The sequence below is a fragment of the Conexibacter sp. CPCC 206217 genome, from assembly GCF_030646165.1.
Lineage (GTDB): Bacteria > Actinomycetota > Thermoleophilia > Solirubrobacterales > Solirubrobacteraceae > Conexibacter.
The window spans coordinates 53559-71954 of the sequence record NZ_JAUTDO010000009.1 but is presented as its reverse complement, the minus strand read 5'-3'; the positions used below and the strand labels follow the sequence as shown (position 1 = coordinate 71954).

Annotated in this window: 18 protein-coding genes; 11 read left to right on the top strand and 7 right to left on the bottom strand. The window is 70.8% G+C overall.

Annotated features, from left to right (window positions below; all coding sequences use genetic code 11):
- Nucleotides 1–116 precede the first annotated feature (116 nt).
- The 4 genes from Q7L65_RS22250 to Q7L65_RS22235 all read left to right on the top strand — a co-directional run bounded on the left by Q7L65_RS22250 (nt 117) and on the right by Q7L65_RS22235 (nt 3955).
- Complete coding sequence (locus tag Q7L65_RS22250; RefSeq protein ID WP_304724652.1) at nt 117–887, top strand: IclR family transcriptional regulator; 771 nt, start codon at nt 117–119, stop codon at nt 885–887.
- A gap of 200 nt (nt 888–1087) precedes the next feature.
- Nucleotides 1088–2062, top strand: coding sequence for a cyclase family protein (locus Q7L65_RS22245; RefSeq protein ID WP_304724650.1), 975 nt, complete (start codon nt 1088–1090; stop codon nt 2060–2062).
- Nucleotides 2063–2109: 47 nt separating this feature from the next.
- Entirely contained in the window at nt 2110–3006 is an 897-nt protein-coding gene (locus Q7L65_RS22240) for a sugar phosphate isomerase/epimerase (RefSeq protein ID WP_304724649.1), read from the top strand.
- A gap of 4 nt (nt 3007–3010) precedes the next feature.
- Nucleotides 3011–3955 (top strand): sugar phosphate isomerase/epimerase, encoded by a 945-nt coding sequence (locus Q7L65_RS22235; protein WP_304724647.1) that lies wholly within the window; start codon nt 3011–3013, stop codon nt 3953–3955.
- A 52-nt stretch (nt 3956–4007) separates the two neighbouring features.
- Here Q7L65_RS22235 and araD read toward each other — a convergent pair whose 3' ends face one another.
- From araD to Q7L65_RS22220, 3 genes are read right to left on the bottom strand one after another with little or no spacing between them, the layout of a single operon-like run.
- Nucleotides 4008–4694, bottom strand: coding sequence for an L-ribulose-5-phosphate 4-epimerase AraD (gene araD, locus Q7L65_RS22230; RefSeq protein ID WP_304724646.1), 687 nt, complete (start codon nt 4692–4694; stop codon nt 4008–4010).
- On the bottom strand, nt 4687–6354 hold the full coding sequence (locus Q7L65_RS22225) for a ribulokinase (protein ID WP_304724645.1): 1668 nt from the start codon (nt 6352–6354) through the stop codon (nt 4687–4689). The genes araD and Q7L65_RS22225 overlap by 8 nt, the downstream gene beginning before the upstream one ends.
- Nucleotides 6351–7277, bottom strand: coding sequence for a U32 family peptidase (locus Q7L65_RS22220; RefSeq protein WP_304724643.1), 927 nt, complete (start codon nt 7275–7277; stop codon nt 6351–6353). Before Q7L65_RS22220 ends, Q7L65_RS22225 begins: the two co-directional genes overlap by 4 nt.
- A gap of 166 nt (nt 7278–7443) precedes the next feature.
- On the opposite strand from Q7L65_RS22220, the gene Q7L65_RS22215 reads away from it, so the two are divergent.
- On the top strand, nt 7444–8301 hold the full coding sequence (locus tag Q7L65_RS22215; protein ID WP_304724642.1) for a hydroxypyruvate isomerase family protein: 858 nt from the start codon (nt 7444–7446) through the stop codon (nt 8299–8301).
- A 7-nt stretch (nt 8302–8308) separates the two neighbouring features.
- On the opposite strand, the gene Q7L65_RS22210 is transcribed toward Q7L65_RS22215, so the two are convergent.
- Complete coding sequence (locus Q7L65_RS22210) at nt 8309–9250, bottom strand: D-glycerate dehydrogenase (RefSeq protein ID WP_304724641.1); 942 nt, start codon at nt 9248–9250, stop codon at nt 8309–8311.
- A gap of 119 nt (nt 9251–9369) precedes the next feature.
- Here Q7L65_RS22210 and Q7L65_RS22205 point away from each other — a divergent pair, with 119 nt between their 5' ends.
- The 6 genes from Q7L65_RS22205 to Q7L65_RS22180 all read left to right on the top strand — a co-directional run bounded on the left by Q7L65_RS22205 (nt 9370) and on the right by Q7L65_RS22180 (nt 16246).
- Complete coding sequence (locus Q7L65_RS22205) at nt 9370–10275, top strand: sugar phosphate isomerase/epimerase (protein ID WP_304724640.1); 906 nt, start codon at nt 9370–9372, stop codon at nt 10273–10275.
- Nucleotides 10276–10279: 4 nt separating this feature from the next.
- Nucleotides 10280–11239 carry an aldo/keto reductase gene (locus Q7L65_RS22200; protein WP_304724639.1) on the top strand — a complete coding sequence of 320 codons (960 nt, stop codon included), beginning with the start codon at nt 10280–10282 and terminating at the stop codon, nt 11237–11239.
- A 29-nt stretch (nt 11240–11268) separates the two neighbouring features.
- Nucleotides 11269–12435, top strand: a complete 1167-nt coding sequence (locus tag Q7L65_RS22195; RefSeq protein WP_304724638.1) for a serine hydrolase — start codon at nt 11269–11271, stop codon at nt 12433–12435.
- A 23-nt stretch (nt 12436–12458) separates the two neighbouring features.
- Nucleotides 12459–13709 carry an L-rhamnonate dehydratase gene (gene rhmD, locus Q7L65_RS22190; RefSeq protein ID WP_304724637.1) on the top strand — a complete coding sequence of 417 codons (1251 nt, stop codon included), beginning with the start codon at nt 12459–12461 and terminating at the stop codon, nt 13707–13709.
- 38 nt (nt 13710–13747) lie between these two features.
- Complete coding sequence (locus tag Q7L65_RS22185; RefSeq protein ID WP_304724635.1) at nt 13748–14746, top strand: aldo/keto reductase family protein; 999 nt, start codon at nt 13748–13750, stop codon at nt 14744–14746.
- Nucleotides 14747–15094: 348 nt separating this feature from the next.
- Nucleotides 15095–16246, top strand: coding sequence for a hypothetical protein (locus Q7L65_RS22180; protein ID WP_304724633.1), 1152 nt, complete (start codon nt 15095–15097; stop codon nt 16244–16246).
- Between the two features lie 96 nt (nt 16247–16342).
- Here the strand turns inward: Q7L65_RS22180 and Q7L65_RS22175 are convergent, their stop codons facing one another.
- From Q7L65_RS22175 to Q7L65_RS22165, 3 genes are read right to left on the bottom strand one after another with little or no spacing between them, the layout of a single operon-like run.
- A complete protein-coding gene (locus Q7L65_RS22175) occupies nt 16343–16618 on the bottom strand; it encodes a muconolactone Delta-isomerase (protein ID WP_304724631.1) in 276 nt (91 codons plus the stop codon).
- Nucleotides 16618–17340 carry an alpha/beta fold hydrolase gene (locus Q7L65_RS22170; RefSeq protein WP_304724630.1) on the bottom strand — a complete coding sequence of 241 codons (723 nt, stop codon included), beginning with the start codon at nt 17338–17340 and terminating at the stop codon, nt 16618–16620. Before Q7L65_RS22170 ends, Q7L65_RS22175 begins: the two co-directional genes overlap by 1 nt.
- A complete protein-coding gene (locus Q7L65_RS22165) occupies nt 17341–18354 on the bottom strand; it encodes a hypothetical protein (protein WP_304724628.1) in 1014 nt (337 codons plus the stop codon).
- Nucleotides 18355–18396 lie beyond the last annotated feature (42 nt).

The window sequence follows — 18396 nt, the reverse complement described above, 5'->3', positions numbered from 1 at the left end:
CGATCCGTTCCGTTCAGGCGCCCGCGCGACGACGACGGCCGCACGTCCGCGCAGCGACCGGAGCTTGCAACCAACCGCTCAACGATCGGCAGCGGATCGATAAACTCCGACGGATCATGGCTCGCCTCGTAAACGCTGCCAGCCGGGCGTTCGACATCCTCGAGATATTCCTGCGGGAGCGCGGGCCGCTGTCCGCGAGGGACCTGGCAGAGCGCCTTGGCATCCCGCGCAGCACGATGCACGAACTGCTGTTCACCTTGCGCGAGCGCCACTACCTGGAGCTGACGCCGGCGGGCTACCGACTGGGCCTGCGCGCGTTCGAGCTCGGCAGCGCCTACCGCTCCGGACTCGACCTCGCGGAGGAGGGAGCCGTCGCCGCCCGCTGGCTGGTCGACGAGTGCCAGGAGACGGCGCAGGTGGCGATCCTCGACGGCGTCGAGGCCGTCTACATCGCTCGCGTCGACGGGACCAACTCGCTGCGCCTGATCTCGGAGGTCGGGCGTCGCGTGCTCGCGCATTGCACGGGCACCGGCAAGGCTCTGCTCTCCGGTCTCAGCGACGAGGAGCTGACGCTGCGGCTGGGCGACGGACCGCTGCCCGGTCTGACGCCGAACAGCATCACCGACGTCGGCCAGCTGCGACGCGAGCTGGAGCAGATCCGCCTGACCGGCTTCGCGTTGGACGACTGCGAGTCCAACGAAGCCGTGCGCTGCGTGGCGGCGCCGGTGCGCGACCGCGACCAGCAGATCGTCGCGGGCGTGAGCGTCTCGGTGCCGATCATGCGCTGGGACGACCAGGAGGCGCGGCTGATCGAGCTGGTCGTCGAGGCGGCGGCGCAGATGTCGCGCCGCCTCGGGACGCCCGAGCTGGCCGTCTCGGCCGACTGATCGGCGCCCCATCCCGCGGTGGCCACCGGGCGCGTCCGGCGGTGTGCGCGCGCGGACGCCGGCCCGTGCGAATCGTGTCACCGAGTCGTCTTCCATAGCTGGCGCCTCACTCCATCCGGTATTTCGGATACTTGTCTGGATTCTCGAACCATATGTTATGGTCTCGCCGCCAGCCGAGCCAGTCACGGACGGAGTGAGAGATGCGAGAAGACCGCACGGGCACCGGGCTGCCCGCGTATCGCGACCTGCCGCGGGGAGTCAGCGGCGCGGGGAGCGGATGGGGCCTGTTCGGGGACGGGGACGACCTCGGCCTCATGAACCTTCAGACGCCGCAGCGGATCGTCGAGGCGCTGCGACTCGCGCGGCGCGGCGAGGTCTTCTCGCTGTCAGCGCCGCTGGACCTCTTCGACCCACCGTTCTTCGGGCAGCGCACGCCGCCGCGCCACACGATCCTGCCGGGCAGCGCACGTGCCTTCGACGACGTACTCGACAACTTCTATCCCCAGGCCTCCAGCCAGATCGACTCGCTCGGCCACATCGGCGCAGCTGACGGTGTCTTCTACGGCGGAGCGACCGCGGCGGAGATCCGCTCGGGCAGACGTAACTCGATCGACGCGTGGGCGACGAAGGGGATCGTCGGCCGCGGGATCGTCCTCGACATGGCGCAGCAACTCGGGATGGGTCCGGGCGGCGAGCCGCGCGTCGGGACGCGCGTGCCGATCACCGTCGCCGACCTCGAGTCGGCGCGGGCCCGCACGGGCCTCACGTTCCAGCCGGGCGACGTCATGCTGCTGCACACCGGCTTCGTCGACTGGTGGTCGGCGCTCGGGCGCGACGACCGCCGCGCGTATGTCGCGGACGTGCGCAACGCCGGCCTCGAGCAGTCCGAGGAGATGGCCGAGTACCTCTGGGACCTGCACATCAGCATGGTGGTCGTCGACAACATCGCGATCGAGGCCTGGCCGCCCGACCAGAGCGAGGCCGCCTACCCGTTCGGGTTCCTGCACACGGTTCTGATCGGCGAGCTGGGCCTCGCGCTCGGCGAGCTCTGGAACCTCGGACCGCTGGCCGCGGACTGCCGTGCCGACGGCGTGCACGAGTGCGCGGTGATCAGCGCCCCGATCCGCACGCGCGCCGGCGTCGGCTCGCCGGCCAACGCGCTGGCGATCAAGTGAACTCCGGCGCGCAGCCGGCCGGGAAGCGAACGAGGAGGACGAGATCGATGAAGCTCTGCTTTTGGATGCTCGGAGAGCCCGAGTGGACGATCGAGCAGATCGCCGGGCACGCGAAGGAATGGGGATACGACGGCGTCGACCTGCGGGCCGCCCGCGGCGACGACGCCGGCCGGATCGCCGACCTGAGCCTCGTGTCCACCGACGAGCAGCTGGAGCGCATCCGGACCGCCTTCGAGCGCGCCGGCGTCGAGGTCTCGAGCCTGCTCTGCTCGCCGCTCGACCCCGAGCTCCCGGATTCCGGCTCATGGACGCTGTTCGAGGACGAGATCGCGCGCCACGCCGAGCTCGCGCGCAAGGTCGGCGCGCCGCGCCTGATGATCAGCCCGGAGCAGGCGTTCCCGCCGGCGGCCTCCTACGACGAGTACCTCGACCGCGTCTGGCAGTCGGTCGCGCGCGGCCTCGACGGCATCCCGGAGGTGACCAGCGTGGTGATCCAGAACCACATCGGCCGCGCGAACGCGGGCGAGACGCTGGCCTCCGTCGAGCGTGCCGGCGACCCGCGCTTCGGCGTCGAGTTCTCCTGCGATCACGTTCTGGTGATGCAGGAGGACATGTTCGCGCTGATCGACCGCTACGCGCAGCACATCCACAAGATCTGCTTCGCCGACCGGCAGGTCGTGCGGGACAAGGAGTTCGGCCGCTTCGACGGCCGCTACTTCCACGTGCGGTTCGAGCTGGCGAAGTACGGCACCGGCATCGTCCAGGCGCAGCGGATGTTCACCGAGCTCGCCGCGCGCGGCTTCTCCGGCTGGGTCGGCTACAAATGCGAGCCGGCATCGCTGCCCGGCCAGCGGATGTCCGCGAGCGCCGACCTGATGGCCGGCTTCCCCGACTTCGTCCGCGGCCTCGGCGCATCCGCCGACGCGGCTCCCGTGGAGGCGTGACCCGATGTCGATGACAGCCGACCAGTGGCCGATCGGCGCGGCGCTGCTGCAGTTCCCCGGCGTCGACGCGGCCGGGCGCAGCGTGCAGGACGCCCCGGCCGAGGCATGGGCGAAGGTGCTCGACGAGGTCGCCGCCGCCGGCTTCGACCACGTCGACGTCACGACCTCCTGGCTGCGGCCGGGTGACCTCGAGCCGGAGCGGCTGCGCGAGCTCGCCCGCTGCGTCGAGGGCGCGGGCCTGCGCGTCAGCGCGATCTCGATCGCGCGCCAGAGCGTCATCGACCCCGACGACGCGCTCGCGCGCGAGCACCTCGCCTCGACGCTGCGCACGGTCGATGCCGCGGTCGTGCTCGGCGCGAGCGTCGTGGGGACCGGGCTGCACCGGCCGTTGACCGCCGAGCAGGAGGCGGCCGAATGGTTCTGGCTGGCGCCTTGGGACGGCGACCCGCACGGCGATTCGCAACGCTGGGAGCTCGCGGTCCAGCGCCTGCGCGAGGTCGGCGCATACGCCGCCGAGCGCGGCGTGCAGGTGTCGCTCGAGCTGTACGAGGAGTCCTATCTCGGCACAGCGGACGACGCCGTCAGGCTCGTACGGGAGATCGGCCTCGCGAACGTCGGCATCAACCCCGACATCGGCAACCTCGTGCGCCTTCACCGCCCGATCGAGCCGTGGGAGTCGGTGCTGGAGAAGGTCCTCCCCTATGCCAAGCACTGGCACCTGAAGAACTACTTCCGCGACCACGACCCCGCCACCGGGGCGTACTTCACGACACCGGCGCCGGCGGAGCTCGGGGTGATCGACTACCGCCGGGCGCTGAAGATGGCGCTCGACGCCGGCTTCTCAGGCCCGATCTGCGTCGAGCACTACGGCGGCGACGGCCTGAGCGTGTCCGCGCGCAACCGCGACTACCTGCGCGAGCTGCTGCGCCTGCATCTGCGCGACCGCTGACTGACGGCGAGCGCGGCGGGGACCTCGACGACGGACGCGCCAGGCGCGTCCGTCAGCGCTGCCCGTAGTAGGCGCGCGGCCCGTGCTTGCGCTCGAAGTGCTTGGCGAGCACGGGGCCGGGGATCGGCCGGGGCTGCGGACGCAGCCGCTCCGTCAGCAGCGCGACGCGCGCGACCTGCTCGAGCGTGACAGCGTTCTCGACTGCCGCCGCCGGGGTCGCGCCCCACGCGAACGGACCATGCCACGGCAGCAGCACGCCGGGCACCTCGGCGGTGCAACGATCGCCCACGGCGTCCACGATCGCGGCCCCGGTGCTCGCCTCGTAGCCCGCGTCCACCTCGCTCGCGGTGAGCTCGCGGGCGACCGGGACGGGGAACGGCGAGAAGTCGGCGTGGGTCGTGCCGAGGACGGGGATCTCGCGCGTCGCCTGGGCCCACGCCGTCGCCCACGTCGAGTGGGTGTGGACGACGCCGCCGAGCTCTTCGAACGCGGCGTACAGCGCGAGGTGCGTCGGCGTGTCCGTCGACGGACGCCCGCCCTCCACGACCTCGCCGTCCAGCGTCACCACCGCCAGGTCAGCGGCCGACATCGACGCGTAGGGAACTCCGCTGGCCTTGATCACCACCAACCCGCGTTCGCGATCGATGCCGCTGGCGTTGCCCCACGTCAGGGTCACGAGGCCGTGCGCGGTCAGCGCGAGGTTCGCCTCCAGGACCGCGTCGCGCAGTTGCTCAAGCATGCGTGAGCGTCCAGCCCTGCGGCGAGGTCGCCTCGCGCCGGATGCGCCGCAGCGAGTGCATCAGGCCGACGTGCTCGCGCCCGAGCAGGTCGTGCAGCGATCGGTAGACGTCGTAGATCTGCGCGTAGACGGCGCTGGCGGCCGGATCGGGCGCGTAGGAGCGCGCGACCGCCGGTCGCAGCGCCGCGACCGCGCTCGCGGTGTCTGCGAAGTGACCGGCCGCGACCGCGCCGAACAGCGCGGCACCGCGGGCGGGCACCTGCGACGAGGCGGGCACGTCGACCGGGCGTCCCGTCACGTCGGCGAACAGCTGCATCAGCAGGGGGCTCTTCTCCGCGATCCCCCCGCACGCGACCACGCGATCCAGTCCGAGTCCGTGCGTCGTGAAGTTGTCGACGATGCAGCGCGTGCTGTACGCGATCGACTCCAGCAGCGCCCGGTAGATCTCCGCGGGCGTCGTCGACAGCGTCATGCCGACGATCGCGCCGGAGAGGTCGGCGTCGGCGAGCACGGAGCGGTTGCCGTTCCACCAGTCGAGCGCGACGAGGCCGCCGGCGCCCGGGGCAGGTGCGGCGGCGGCCGCCTCCAGCTCGCCGTACCCGCCGCCCGCACTGCCGAGCAGACGATCGACGAACCACGCGAGCATGTCCCCGACCGCCGGCTGACCGGCCTCGTAGCCATACAGCCCGGGCAGGATCCCGTCCTCGACGACGCCCGTGATGCCCGGGATCGGCAGCTCCTCCTCGCCGACGGCCATGCTGCAGATCGATGTGCCGACGACCGTCACGAACGTGCCCGGCCGCTCGACGCCGACGGCCGGAACCGAGACGAACGAGTCGACGTTGCCGACGGCGACCGCGACGGTCGCCGGCAGGCCGACGCGTGCGGCGAGGTCCGCGCGCAGCAGCCCGGCGCGCGTGCCGAGCGCCGCGAAGCGCGCGTCGAGCCGCGCGCGAGCGCTGGAGAATCCGGCGCAGGCCGCCTCGAAGTAGTCCGGCGACGGAAGCCCCTCGCGCTCGTTCCAGAAGGCCTTGTAGCCGGCGGCGCAGCGCGATCGGCACAGCGTGCCGGTGAGCTGCCAGACGATCCAGTCGGTCGCCTCCAGGAAGGCCGCCGTCGCCTCGTAGACGCCGCGGTCCTCCTGGTAGATCTGCAGCAGCTTCGGGAAGTACCACTCCGATGAGATCCGCTGTCCGTAGCGGGCGAGGAACGCCTCGCCGCGTTGCACCGCGACCTCGGTGAGGCGATCGGCCTGCGGCTGCGCGGCGTGGTGCTTCCACAGCTTGGGCCACGCGTGCGGGCGATCGCGCCAGCGGTCGGTGACCGCCAGCGGCGTGCCGTCCTCGGTGACCGGAAGGACCGTGCACGACGTGAAGTCCACGCCCAGGCCGACGACGCGGTCGCCGCTCACCCCGGCCGACTGCAGCGCCAGCGGAATGCCCTGCTCGATCACCTCCAGGTAGTCGAGCGGATGCTGCAGCGCCCACTCCAGCTCGAGCTGCGCTCCCGACGACGGGAGCGTGTCCTCGATGACGCCGTGGCGATAACGCACGGTCTCGGTCGCCAGCTCCGCGCCGGTCGCGAGATCGAGGACCAGGACCCGACCGGACTCCGTTCCGAAGTCGATGCCGATCGCCGATGAGGCGTCAGATCTGTTCACATCGCCGCTCCGGGCACCGAGGAGGCGTCCCCGCTGACGATCACGTCGGGTGCCTGGCGGCGCAGCAGCGCGATGCCGAGAGCGGCGCGCCGCACGCGCTCGATCGAGAGCGATCGCACGAGCGAGTCGAGGTGGCCGCCGCTGGGATAGGTGTGCGCGGCATTGCGCACCGCGAACTTGAGGTACAGCGGGCTGGCCGTGCGCGCGAGGTCCGGGATGTCGTGGTAGCGCATCCCGCCGCCGAAGTCGTCGGGGGCCTCGATGTAGATGTCGAGGGGGACGTCGACGGCCTGGCGGATCGTTGCGATCGCCGCCACCGGAAGGTCGACCGGGAGGTTGAGGCTGGTCGCGCCGAGGTCCTCCATCACCCGCGCGGTCGCCGGGTTGCCGATCGCGAGCGAGACGGAGACCTTCAGCTGCAGGTCGGCTGGCAGGCCGCCCTCGCGTTTGAGCCGGCCCAGCACCATCAGCTGGCCGAGGTCGGCGACGAGCACGCTGCGGAGGCCGAGCTCGCAGGCGCGGATCACGTCCTCCATGCCGTAGGCGAGCTGATCGGCACCGCGCAGCGACGCCCCGATCGCCGCTCCCGACGAGCTCAGCGTCTGGCGTCCGATGTCCCAGCCCGCGCGCGGGCCGACGAACAGGCACACCTCGACGCCGGAGGCTGCGCCGATCGAGAGCATCTCCTGGATCTCGGCGTCGTCGAGCATCCAGATGCCGCTGCCCTGGCTGACGCGGTGGATCGGCGTGCCGCTTTCGGCCGCGGCGGCGATGACGCTCGCCATCGCCGCGGGGCCTTCCACCGACGGGATCTCCACCCGAACCTGGGCCGCGTCGGGGAAGCGCTTGCCCGAGGGTGCGAGGTCTCCGACGTCGCGCCCTGGCAGGCCGAGTCCCGCAAGCAGCAGTTCGGATTTCGTCAAGACGGTCGCTCCCCCTCGGGTGATCTGCAAGGTCGTCACAGCGGTTGCACGACCCGCCAGTTGACTTGGGCCATTGTGCAGGCTAGCGTCGCTGTCTGCAAGTACGGATTCTTATCCGAGATTTCGGATGAGGTCGAGGCGCAGCGGACGAAGAGAGGAGCGAGACGTGACACCGACGGCCCCGCAGGCGCCGCTGCCGATCGACGACTCCAGCGTCCCGACGCCTGTCCGCCTCGATGCCAATCTGGGCTGGCTGTTCACGGAGGAGCCGTTGGAACAGCGCTTCGAAAGCGCCGCCCGCGCCGGCTTTCGCGCTGTCGAGTTCCCCGACCCGTATGCCTGCTCGCCCGCGTCGCTGCGCAAGCGACTCGACGACGCGGGCCTCGAGCAGGTGCTGATCAACTCACCTGCGGGCGCGCCCGACTCCCCCACGCGAAACGGCAGCGCGTGCATGCCGGATCGCGTGTCCGAATTTCGCGACGGCATGCTCGCGGCGCTGCAGTACGCGACGGAACTCGGCGCCGACGTAATCCACGTACTGGGCGGGATCCGCCCGGACGGCGTCACGCGGGAGGACGCGCTCGACACCTACCGCGACAACCTCCGCTGGTGCGTCGAGCAGGCGTCGCCGACCGCTGTCACGCTTGCGATCGAAGCGCTCAACCACGGCGACGCGCCGGGATTCGTGCTCGATTCAAGCGAGCATGCGGCCGAGGTCGTGGAGGCGATCGCGCACCCGCGGCTCGGCCTGCTGTTCGACGCCTACCACTGCGCACGCGCGGGCGAGGACCCGGCCGAGCGCCTGCGCGCGCTGATCGACGTCACCGTGCACGTCCAGGTCGCCGACGCTCCCGGCCGCGGCGAGCCCGGCAGCGGAACGATCGCCTGGGAGCGCTTCTTCGAGCAGTTGCGCGCGCTCCGCTACCGCGGCTGGGTCGGGTGCGAGTACCGACCCGTCGCGGGAACCCGCGACGGGCTGGCCTGGCGCGAGCGCCTGAACCTGCTTCCCGAGACCGGGAACTGAGGGCGGTTCAGGCGTGCGACGCGGAAACGGGAGCGGGAGCGGGATGCGGCATCGGCTGCCCGTCCAGCGCCGCCAGCAGGTTCGCGACGGCGAGGCGCGTCATCCCCTCGCGCGTGGCGTGGGTCGCCGAGCCGATGTGCGGGAGCACGACGAGGTTCGGCGCCTGCAGCAGCGGCGCGTCGGCGGGCAGCGGCTCGGGATCGGTGACGTCGAGTCCCGCGCCGCCGAGCTGGCCGCTGACGAGCGCCTCGCGCAGCCCCTCCTGGTCGACGAGCCGGCCGCGCCCGGTGTTGATCAGGATCGCGCCGCGCTTCATCGCGGCCAGTGCGGCACGGTCGATCATCCGCTCCGTCGCCGGCGTGAGCGGCGTGTGCAGCGAGACCACGTCGGCGTCCGCGAGCAGGCTGGGCAGGTCGTCGTCGCGGCCGGCGAACGCGATCTCCATGCCGAACGCCTGGGCGCGCCGCGCGGTCGCTCTGCCGATGCGCCCGGCGCCGACGATCAACAGCCGCGCCCCGTTCAGGTCTGCGCCGAGCCACGCCTGCGGCGTCCAGGGGCCCCACTTCCCGGCGCGCACCGCCGCCTCGGCCTCGCGCAGGCGGCGTGCGACGCTGAGCAGCAGGCCGATCGCGATGTCAGCCGTCGCGTCGGTCAGCACGTCCGGGGTCACGCCGACGGGGATGGCGCGCGCCGCGGCGGCGGCCAGGTCGATGTTGTCGGAGCCGACCGCGTAGGTGGCGATCGCCCGCAGGCGCGGCGCGGCGTCGAGCAGCTGCTCGTCGATGCGGTCCGCGCTGGTGCACAGCAACCCGTCGGCAGACGCGACCAGCTCGCGCAGCTGCTCGGCGGCGGGTGCCAACTCACCCGGCCAGACACTCACATCGTGGCGCTCCACGAGCTGTTGCATCGCGGGTCCGGGAATTGCACGTGTAACGATAACTTTGGCCATGGGGCGTGACTATAGCGACGCAGTGAAGTAAGGCAACCGAGCTATATCCATCCCGATGTTCGATCGCATCGGGGCACGTACGCAATCTGCAGAGTTATCACAACGATGAGGAGAATGAGATGAAATTGGGAGCCGCAGGCGGCCAGAGAAACGACGCGAGACTGAGCTACTTCCGCGCGGAGACCGCGGACGATCTCGACCGCATCGTCGAGAAGCTCGACCTCTACGGACTGTCGGCGATCGCATCGCCGGTGCGCACTCCTGAGATGGACGACGACGAGTGCGTCGAGTTCGGCGAGAAGGCCGCGTCGCTCGGCCTCGTGATCTCGGAGGTGCACTTCCTCACCAACCTGGTCGCGCCCACGCCGGAGCTGCGGACCGAGCGGGTCGAGCTGGGCCGCTCGCTGCTGCGCAAGGCGGACCTGATGAGAGCCCGCTGCGTGCTCGGGTTCGCCGGCAGCGCTCACCCCTCCGACGAGATCGGCGCACAGTGCGCCTACAACTTCACGCCGGAGTTCCAGGCCGAGCTGCGCGAGCTCGTCCTGCGCGTGCTCGACGGCATCGAGCTCAAGCACACGAAGTACGGCCTCGAGGCCAACAACAAGACGTTCTTCTACTCCCCCGAGGGCTGCGCCGAGCTGATCGGCTCCGTCGACCACCCCGACTTCGGGCTTCACCTCGACATGATGAACATGATCTCGCAGGCGACCTACTACAGAACGACCGAGGTCATCGACACCACGTTCGAGCTGCTCGGCGACAAGATCTGGGCCGCTCACCTCAAGGACATCCGCTGGGATCGGCACTACCAGTTCCTGCGGCTCGACGAGGTCATCGTCGGCGACGGCGAGATGGACTACCCGACCTACATCAGACACCTCGCCGCGTACGACGCCGACTTCCCGTGCATGTGCGAGCACCTCGAGACCGAGGACGACTACGTCGTCAGCTTCGAGCGTCTGCACAGAATGGCAGCCGACGCGGGCACCGAGTGGGTCGGCCGCACCGTCCCGCAGACCGCCTAGCCGCATGCGGACGATCAAGCTCACCGAGGGCGGTCCGGACGTGTCCGCCCTCGGCTTCGGCTGCAACAACTTCGGCCACAACCCGTTCGGCAACTTCGTCGAGTACGAGCGTTGCGAGCGCGTCGTGCACGCGGCGCTCGACCTCGGCTACACGCTGTTCGACACCGCCGACGTGTACGGCGCCGGCGAGAGCGAGGAGTACCTCGGCAGAGCGCTCGGCGCGCGGCGCGGCGAAGTCATGGTCGGCACGAAGTTCGGCGGCCACGGCGACATCCCCGGTGCCCCGGACGTGCCCAAGGGCTCGGCCGAGTACGTCCGGTGGGCGTGCGAGGGCGCGCTCAGACGGCTCGGAACCGACTACATCGACCTCTTCCAGATCCACGAGCCCGACCCCGTCACGCCGATCGAGGAGACGCTGGGGGCGCTCGGCGAGCTCGTCGGCGCGGGCAAGGTCCGCTACGTCGGCGTCGCCGGCTTCTCGGCGCAGCAGCTCGAGGCGGCCGCGAGCGCCGCCAAGGCGGGCGAGCTGCCGTACCCGATCTCGTCGATGACGCACTACAGCCTGCTCTCACGGCAGAACGAGGAGAGCGTCATCCCGGCCTGCGAGCGGCTGGGAATCCGTGTGCACCCATGGTTCGTGCTGGAGAGCGGCCTCCTGACGGGCAAGTTCCGTCGCGGCGCGAGAGGACCTGACGGGGCCCGCTACAACGCGCTCCTCGACGACGTCAGCGACGCGGCGTGGGACGCGCTGGAGGGCCTGCAGGCGTTCGCCGACGCGCGCGGGATCTCGCTGGTCGAGTTGGCGATCGGCGGCATCGCGGCGATGCCCGCCGTCGGCGTCGTCATCGTCGGCGCGAGCACGCCCGAGCAGGCCGAGGCCAACATCAAGGCGCGCGATTGGACGCCGACGCCCGCGGAGCTCGCAGAGCTGCGCGGACTCGCCTGGGCGTCGCCGCGCGGCTGAGGCGCGACGGCCGAGGTCCCGTGGACACGATGCAAGCCGAGCTGCAGCGGATCCTGCACGACGCCGTCCGCGACGGCGACCTCGTCGGCGCGTGCGCGGCGGTCGCGACGCCGGCGGACTGCCACATGGCGTCCGCCGGCGCGCGCTGCGCCGGCGCCGCGATGACGCCCGACACCGTCGTGCGCGTCGCCTCGATGACGAAGGCCGTGACGACCGTGGCGGTCCTGCAGCTCGTGGAGCAGCAGCTGCTCGAACTCGACGCGCCGGCGGGCGAGATCGTCCCCTACCTCGACGAGGTGCAGGTCTTCGAGGGGTTCGACGAGCGCGGCGAGCCGCGTCTGCGCCCGCCGGCCCGCCGCATCACGATGCGGCATCTGCTGACGCACACCGCCGGCTTCGGCTACGACTTCGCCGACGCCTCGCTCGACGACTACGTGCGGCGGACGGGCCTGCCGCGCGCCGGCGGCGGGCTGCGCCGCGCACACGAGCTGCCGCTGCTGTCGGATCCCGGCGAGCAGTGGCGCTACGGCGTCAGCCTCGACTGGGCCGGTCAGGTCGTCGAGGCGCTCACCGGCCGGCCGCTCGGCGCGCACCTGCGCGCGGCGGTGCTCGATCCGCTGGGGATGCACGACACGGTCTTCCAGCGCAGCGACGACCAGGTGCGCCGCTCCGCGTGCGTCCACCTGCGCGGTCCCGCCGGGCTCGTCCCCACGACGCTCGACCTGGTCGAGGATCCCGAGTTCACCAACGCGGGCGGCGGGCTCTACAGCACGGCCCGCGACTACCTGCGCTTCCTGCGGATGCTGCTCGGGGAGGGCGAGCTCGACGGCGTCCGCATCGTCGCGCCGTCGTCGGTGCGCGCGATGACGCGCAACCAGATCGGAACCCTGCCGATGCGCGGCTGGAGGAGCGTGCTGCCGGAGTTCTCGCTCGACCTCGACCTGACCGGCGGCATCCCCAAGCGCTGGGGACTCGGCTTCGTCATCACGACCGAGCCGACGCCGGAGGGCCGCTGTGCGGGCGCGCTCTCGTGGGCGGGGATCGCCAACACGCATTACTGGATCGACCCGGCCGCCGGCGTCGCCGGGCTGATGATGACCCAGATCCTGCCGTTCCTGGACGAGCCGACGCTGCGGGTCTTCGCCGCGGTCGAGCGCGCCACCTACAGCCATCTTGGCATGACGGCCGCACGCTGAGCCGCCGCGGAAACACAGGATCCATGACGCATGACGAGAAGGAGAGCGAGACCTTGCTGAACGCACGTGCTCGAAGCACCGCGCGGGTCGCGTCGGTGCGGGCGTACGTCGTCGCCGGTGGCGGCGCGGACTACCACGACCAGGCGAGCGGACACTGGATCGACGGCCAGATCGCCACGCCGATGTCCCCCTATCCCGAGTACCGCATGACGCGCTCCTCGTTCGGGCTGAACGCGCTCGGCACGGTGATCGTGGAGGTGGAGTCCGACACCGGCGAGGTCGGCGTCGGCGTCTCGACCGGCGGCCCGCCGGCCTGCTGGCTGGTGGAGAACCACCTCGCCCGCTTCGTCGAGGGCCGTCCGGTGCACGAGATCGAGCGCAGCTGGGACCAGATGTGGCGCGCCTCGCTCTACTACGGCCGCAAGGGCTTGGCGGTCAACGCGATCTCGGCGGTCGACCTCGCGCTGTGGGATCTGCTCGGCCGTCTGCGCGAGGAGCCGGTCCACGCGATGATCGGCGGCGCGGTGCGCGACGAGATCAGCTTCTACGCCACCGGCCCGCGTCCCGACCTCGCTCGCGAGATGGGCTTCGTGGGCGGCAAGATGACGCTCAAGCACGGTCCGGCCGAGGGGACGGAGGGCCTGCGCAAGAACGTCGAGATCTTCGCCGAGATGCGCGAGCGCGCGGGCGACCCCGACCAGTTCTTCATGTCCTACGACTGTTGGATGGCGCTCGACCTCACGTACGCGCTGCGGCTGATCGACGCGCTGGCCCCCTACCAGCTGCGCTGGCTGGAGGAGTTCCTGCCGCCCGACGACTACTGGGGCTACGCCGAGGCCCGTCGCCGTGCGCCGCGCGACGTGCTGCTCTCGACGGGGGAGCACGAATGGTCGCGCTGGGGCTTTCGGATGCTGATCGACATGGGCTGCGCCGACTTCGTGCAGCCCGACGTGAACTGGTGCGGCGGCATGACCGAGCTGCTGAAGATCGCGGCCTACGCCGACGCGCACGACACGCCGGTCATCCCGCACGGCTCGAGCGTCTACAGCTACCACTTCGTCTGCACGCGCCCGACGACGCCGTACGCGGAGTTCCTGATGCTGCACCACGACGCGACGGAGGTGATCCCGATGTTCTCACCCCTGTTCCTCGACGAGCCGGTGCCGGTGAACGGGCGCATCCGCGTCTCCGCCCTGGACAAGCCGGGATTCGGCGTCGAGATCGACCCATCGCTCGCGCGTGAGCGCCCGTTCGCGCGCGAAGCGCTCGTCTGAGCCCCTCCGAAGACCCGCGGAAAGGAACAGCCTCCTCCATGAACTACCGAAAGCTCGGCTCGTCTGACATCGAGGTCTCCGAGATCTCGCTCGGGTCATGGCTCACGTTCGACGGCGGCGTGGCGTTCGAGCAGGCGCGCGCCTGCACCGACGCCGCGTTCGAGGCCGGCGTCACCTTCTTCGACACGGCGAACGTGTACGGCCGCGGCGCCGCCGAGTCCGTCTGGGGCGAGCTGCTGTCCAAGCGCCCGCGCGACTCCTACGTGCTCGCCACCAAGGTCTGCGGCCAGATGTCCGACGACCCGGCCGACCGCGGTCTGTCGGCCGCGCAGATCGCCAAGCAGATCGACGCCTCGCTGGCGCGGCTGCGCACCGATCACGTCGACCTCTACCAGGCGCACCGCTTCGACGTCAGCGTCCCGATCGAGGAGACGATCGACGCGCTTGCGCAGGTCGTCACCGCCGGCAAGGCGCGCTGTCTCGGCTTCAGCGAGTGGACGCCCGAGCAGATCCAGGCGGCGATCGACATCGCGGGAGCCGACCTGTTCGTCTCCTCCCAACCGCAGTACTCGATGCTCTGGCAGGCGCCGGAGGCCGAGGTCTTCGGGCTCTGCTGCGCCAACGGGATCGGGCAGATCGTCTGGTCCCCGCTGGCCCAGGGGCTCCTGACCGGCAAGTACCGTCCCGGTCAGCCCGTGCCGGCGGACTCGCGCGCGGCGCACAGCGAGATGGGAACGGCGATGGACCTCGTCATGAGCGACGCGGCGATCGACGCGGTCGAGCGCCTGCGCCCGGTCGCCGAGGGGGCCGGACTCTCACTGACCGAGATCGCGCTCGCCTGGGTGCTGCGCCGCGACGAGGTCAGCTGCGCCATCGTCGGCGCCTCGCGGCCCGAACAGGTCCGCGCCAACGTGAAGGCGTCCGGCATCCAACTCACGCCGGACACGCTTGCCGCAATCGACGAGGCGCTGGGCGACGTACCGGTCAAGGAACAGACGCTCGCGCGCGGCGCGGAGCCGGGCGTCACACACCGATGACGCCCGCCCCCGACCCTCAGATCATTGTTCAGAGCGCCGCTACGGTGGTCAATTCACCGTGTCAGCGTCGTGATTCGGCGTCATGGTCACGCGCTCTTCGCGCCGAATGCACAGAAAGGCAAGAAACCCGGCACGGTGGGCACAGCCGGGTCTGGACGCCGCGGGTAGCCTGGCCACAGGCGCGAGATGGACCGGATCGCAGTGCGGATCCAAGCGGATCAGAGGAGAGCGCCCCACGGTGAAGTACGTCGAGCCGACAGCCGCGAAGCTCGGCTTCGCAGCCCCGACCGGTTGTTGGCCAATCAGTAGCTGGCCAATCGGTGACCAGCAAGTTCGAGGGAGGAAGAGATGAAATCTGTGCGATGGGCGGCCCTGGTCGTCCTTGCAGTCGCGCTGCTCACAGCTGGCTGTGGCGCGTCCAACTCAGGAACGGGATCCGGCACGAGCGCCGGGTCCAGCTCGGCGACGCCGAGACAACCCCCGGTCCCGCCGGACGCGACCGTCGACGGGATGCCGGGCGGCTCCTACAGAGGCTCAGCGAGAACCAGCTCCGCCGACTGGGACAAGGTGGTCGAGGCCGCCAACAGAGAAGGCACGCTGACCGTCTACTCCAACCAGAACCCGGACACCACGTGCCCGCAGCAGAAGGTGGCGTTCGAGAAGGCGTACCCGAGCATCAAGGTCGATTTCCTCTGCGGTCTGCCCAACGGCGACATCAAGATCGACGCGGAGCAGAAGGGCGGCAAGAAGATCGCCGACATCGACATCTCGTCCGATCTCGGCTTCATGCAGGACCACAAGGACTACTGGACCCCGCTGAGAGGTCCCAACATAATCGACTCGTCGACGATCAAGAAGTGGACCGGCCCGGCCGAGGCGCCGCTGTGGACGCTGTACGGCTTCCAAATCATCGCGTACGCCTGGAACACGGACCTCATCAAGGGCAGACCGACGCTCAAGCAGCTGCTCACCGACGGGCAGTACAAGAGCATGCCGAACGCCATGCTCGACTTCACGCAGGACACCAACGAGGCGTACGGCGTGTGGCTGATCGGACAGTCCTACGACAAGACCTTCAACGATCCGAACTTCGTCCAGCTGTCCGCCGACGCGAGAGCGCGGCTGATGATCGGCCTCAACCAGGGCATGCAGGCGCTGTCGGCCGGCCAGTACGCCTGGACGTCGTTCACGGCCAAGGCCTTCGTGCCGAGAGACGCCCCGATCGAGGTCGGCTTCCTCGACAAGCCGCCGGCGCCGCTGACGCTGATGGCGCTGACGAGAGACAGCCCGCATCCCAACGCCGCCCAGGTGTTCGCCAACTGGGCGATGACGAGAGAGGCGCAGGAGATCTCCGCGACCGACTCCGGCTCCGCGTTGCCGGGCATCTCGACGTCGCTGTTCGACGCCAGCCAGGTCACGCTCTACAACCTCCCCGCGTTCAGCAAGCAGCAGCTGCTGGACCTGCAGGCCTACCAGAAGCAGGTCTTCGGGATCAACTGATCCCAGCCGGACAAGACCGCAACGCAGACGGGGCCGCTCCTTTCGGAGCGGCCCCGTTCTTGCGTCGTGGGGCAGCCGGCTCGGCGCGGCAGTCGCTCAGCGCTCCTGCGGGTGGCTCGCGAGCGGCTCGACGCGGACGTCCGTGAAGCGCCACATCGGCAGCGACGCCAGCGCGTCGTGCAGATCGGTCGCGTCGGGCGCCTCGTAGAGGGCGACCGTCGCCCACCGCCCCGGCGTGCGCCAGAGCCGCTTCAGCACGCCCGCGGCGCGCAGTTCGTCGGCGCGGACCCGCTCGGCGGCGCGCAGCTCCGCGACCCGCTCCGGGTCGGTGTCCGGCGACAGCCGGTTCTCGGTGTAGACGAGGAACTCCATCAGACCTCCGCTCCTGTTCGATCGACGATCGCGCCCAGCACCTGCGCCAGCTGCGCCGGCGCCGTCACCATCGCCTCGTGGCCGGTGGCCAGCTCATGGACCGGCCAGCCGAACTCGCGCGCCCGCTCGCCGAACGGGCGGAAGACGCGCATCCAGTCGACGCACTCGACGAACGCGGACGGGATCGCGCGCGACTGCGCGCTGACCGTCGCCGGATCGGTGTAGGTGCGAAACGGATGTGGCACGAGACGGTCCGCGAGCCAGTCGCGATCGGCCTGCTCGGGCACGCCGAGGACCTCCAGCGAGCGCGGCGGGATCAACCAGCCGAAGCCCGCCGCGGCGACCGACTCGCGATAGTGGTGCGCGATCTGCGGCGGCTGCAGGTCGATCGCGCGCTCGCCGTCGTGCGGCAGGAAGGCGTCGAGGTAGACGACCCGTCCGACCAGCTGCGGGCGCGCCGAGGCGACGCCCGCGACGACCTGCCCGGCGTAGCTGTGGCCGACCAGCACGACGTCGGACAGCCGCTCGCAGTCGAGCACGCCGACGACGTCGCGCACGTGCGTGTCGAGCGTGACGGCCGGGGACACCAGGTGGGCGCGCTCGCCCAGGCCGGTGAGCGTCACGGCGACGGCCGTGTGCCCCTCGGCGCGCAGCAGCGGCGCCAGGCGCTGCCAGCACCAGCCGCCGTGCCATGCGCCGGGGACCAGCACGAACGTCGCCATCTAGCGCTCCTTCGACCAGAGCGCGAAGCCCAGCCCGACGCCCGTGCCGACCGCCGTGCGGTAGACCGGGATGTACTCGTCCCACGCCATCCGCAGGTCGCGGCAGGCGGCGGCGACCGAGATCCAGTTGCGGATCTCCGAGCTGCCGCCGTCCAGCAGCTCCGGCGGCATCCCGCGCAGCGCCTCCTCGTCATGGGTGCGACAGGCGTCCAGCACGCGCCGGTCCAGCTCCTCGTCGGTCGAGAAGTGGCTCAAGCCGCCCGACGCGACGACGCCGACCCGCAGCTCCTGCGGGAACGACTCGACCGCGGCGCGCACCGCGCGGCCGAGGTCGTAGCAGCGCGCGACCGGCACCTGGTTCGGCGGCCAGTAGGTGTTCACGAAGACCGGCACGAGCGGGATCGTCCCCGGCTCCATCAGCTGGGTCTCGACGATCCCGAACGCGTGGCCGATGCCGACGTCGCCGCCGTCGGGCACGCCGCCCATCGCGCCGACGTCGTAGCCCTGCTCCAGCAGCGTCGCGATCAGGTGGCGCGCCAGCGGCGCGTGTCCCGGGAAGACGTGGCGCTGGTCCATCGCGTAGCCGCGCATCAGCATGCTGACGTCGCCGAACTCGGCCTGATAGGTCGCGAAGCGCATCTTCGTGCCCATCACCAGCTCGTCGGCGTAGTAGACGCCGAGCGCCGGCATGTTGTCGAGTGCGTGGAACTCCATCTGGTCGTCGCCGAAGACGAGCAGCACGTCCAGCCTCAGCGCCGCGACGTCCGCGCGCAGCCGGGCGATCGCGGCGCGCGTCTGCTCGACCTGCGGCCCGATGTGCTCCAGCGTCGCCTGCTCGGCGTAGCGCGCGCCGTTGACGCGCTCCAGCTCCGCGAAGGTCGTGGTCTGCCCCTGTCGGTCACGCAGGTAGGGATGCTGCCGGTCGATCGCCTCGTGCCGCAGCCACAGCTGCGCGTCGTCGGCGACGATCATCGAGCTGTGGGACATGCCGATGCCGGCCACCAGGTCAGCCATGCGCTTCGTTCCTCTCGTTGTTCGGTTGACGCACGCGCGCGA

Coding starts and splice junctions, on each gene's coding strand:
- Q7L65_RS22195 (WP_304724638.1), top strand. CDS start 11,269: ATGCAAGCCGAGCTGCAGCGGATCCTGCACGACGCCGTCCGCGACGGC.
- Q7L65_RS22165 (WP_304724628.1), bottom strand. CDS start 18,354: ATGGCTGACCTGGTGGCCGGCATCGGCATGTCCCACAGCTCGATGATC.
- Q7L65_RS22175 (WP_304724631.1), bottom strand. CDS start 16,618: ATGGAGTTCCTCGTCTACACCGAGAACCGGCTGTCGCCGGACACCGAC.
- Q7L65_RS22245 (WP_304724650.1), top strand. CDS start 1,088: ATGCGAGAAGACCGCACGGGCACCGGGCTGCCCGCGTATCGCGACCTG.
- Q7L65_RS22170 (WP_304724630.1), bottom strand. CDS start 17,340: ATGGCGACGTTCGTGCTGGTCCCCGGCGCATGGCACGGCGGCTGGTGC.
- Q7L65_RS22250 (WP_304724652.1), top strand. CDS start 117: ATGGCTCGCCTCGTAAACGCTGCCAGCCGGGCGTTCGACATCCTCGAG.
- Q7L65_RS22235 (WP_304724647.1), top strand. CDS start 3,011: ATGTCGATGACAGCCGACCAGTGGCCGATCGGCGCGGCGCTGCTGCAG.
- rhmD (WP_304724637.1), top strand. CDS start 12,459: ATGACGCATGACGAGAAGGAGAGCGAGACCTTGCTGAACGCACGTGCT.
- Q7L65_RS22205 (WP_304724640.1), top strand. CDS start 9,370: ATGAAATTGGGAGCCGCAGGCGGCCAGAGAAACGACGCGAGACTGAGC.
- Q7L65_RS22185 (WP_304724635.1), top strand. CDS start 13,748: ATGAACTACCGAAAGCTCGGCTCGTCTGACATCGAGGTCTCCGAGATC.
- Q7L65_RS22240 (WP_304724649.1), top strand. CDS start 2,110: ATGAAGCTCTGCTTTTGGATGCTCGGAGAGCCCGAGTGGACGATCGAG.
- Q7L65_RS22210 (WP_304724641.1), bottom strand. CDS start 9,250: ATGGCCAAAGTTATCGTTACACGTGCAATTCCCGGACCCGCGATGCAA.
- Q7L65_RS22200 (WP_304724639.1), top strand. CDS start 10,280: ATGCGGACGATCAAGCTCACCGAGGGCGGTCCGGACGTGTCCGCCCTC.
- Q7L65_RS22180 (WP_304724633.1), top strand. CDS start 15,095: ATGAAATCTGTGCGATGGGCGGCCCTGGTCGTCCTTGCAGTCGCGCTG.
- araD (WP_304724646.1), bottom strand. CDS start 4,694: ATGCTTGAGCAACTGCGCGACGCGGTCCTGGAGGCGAACCTCGCGCTG.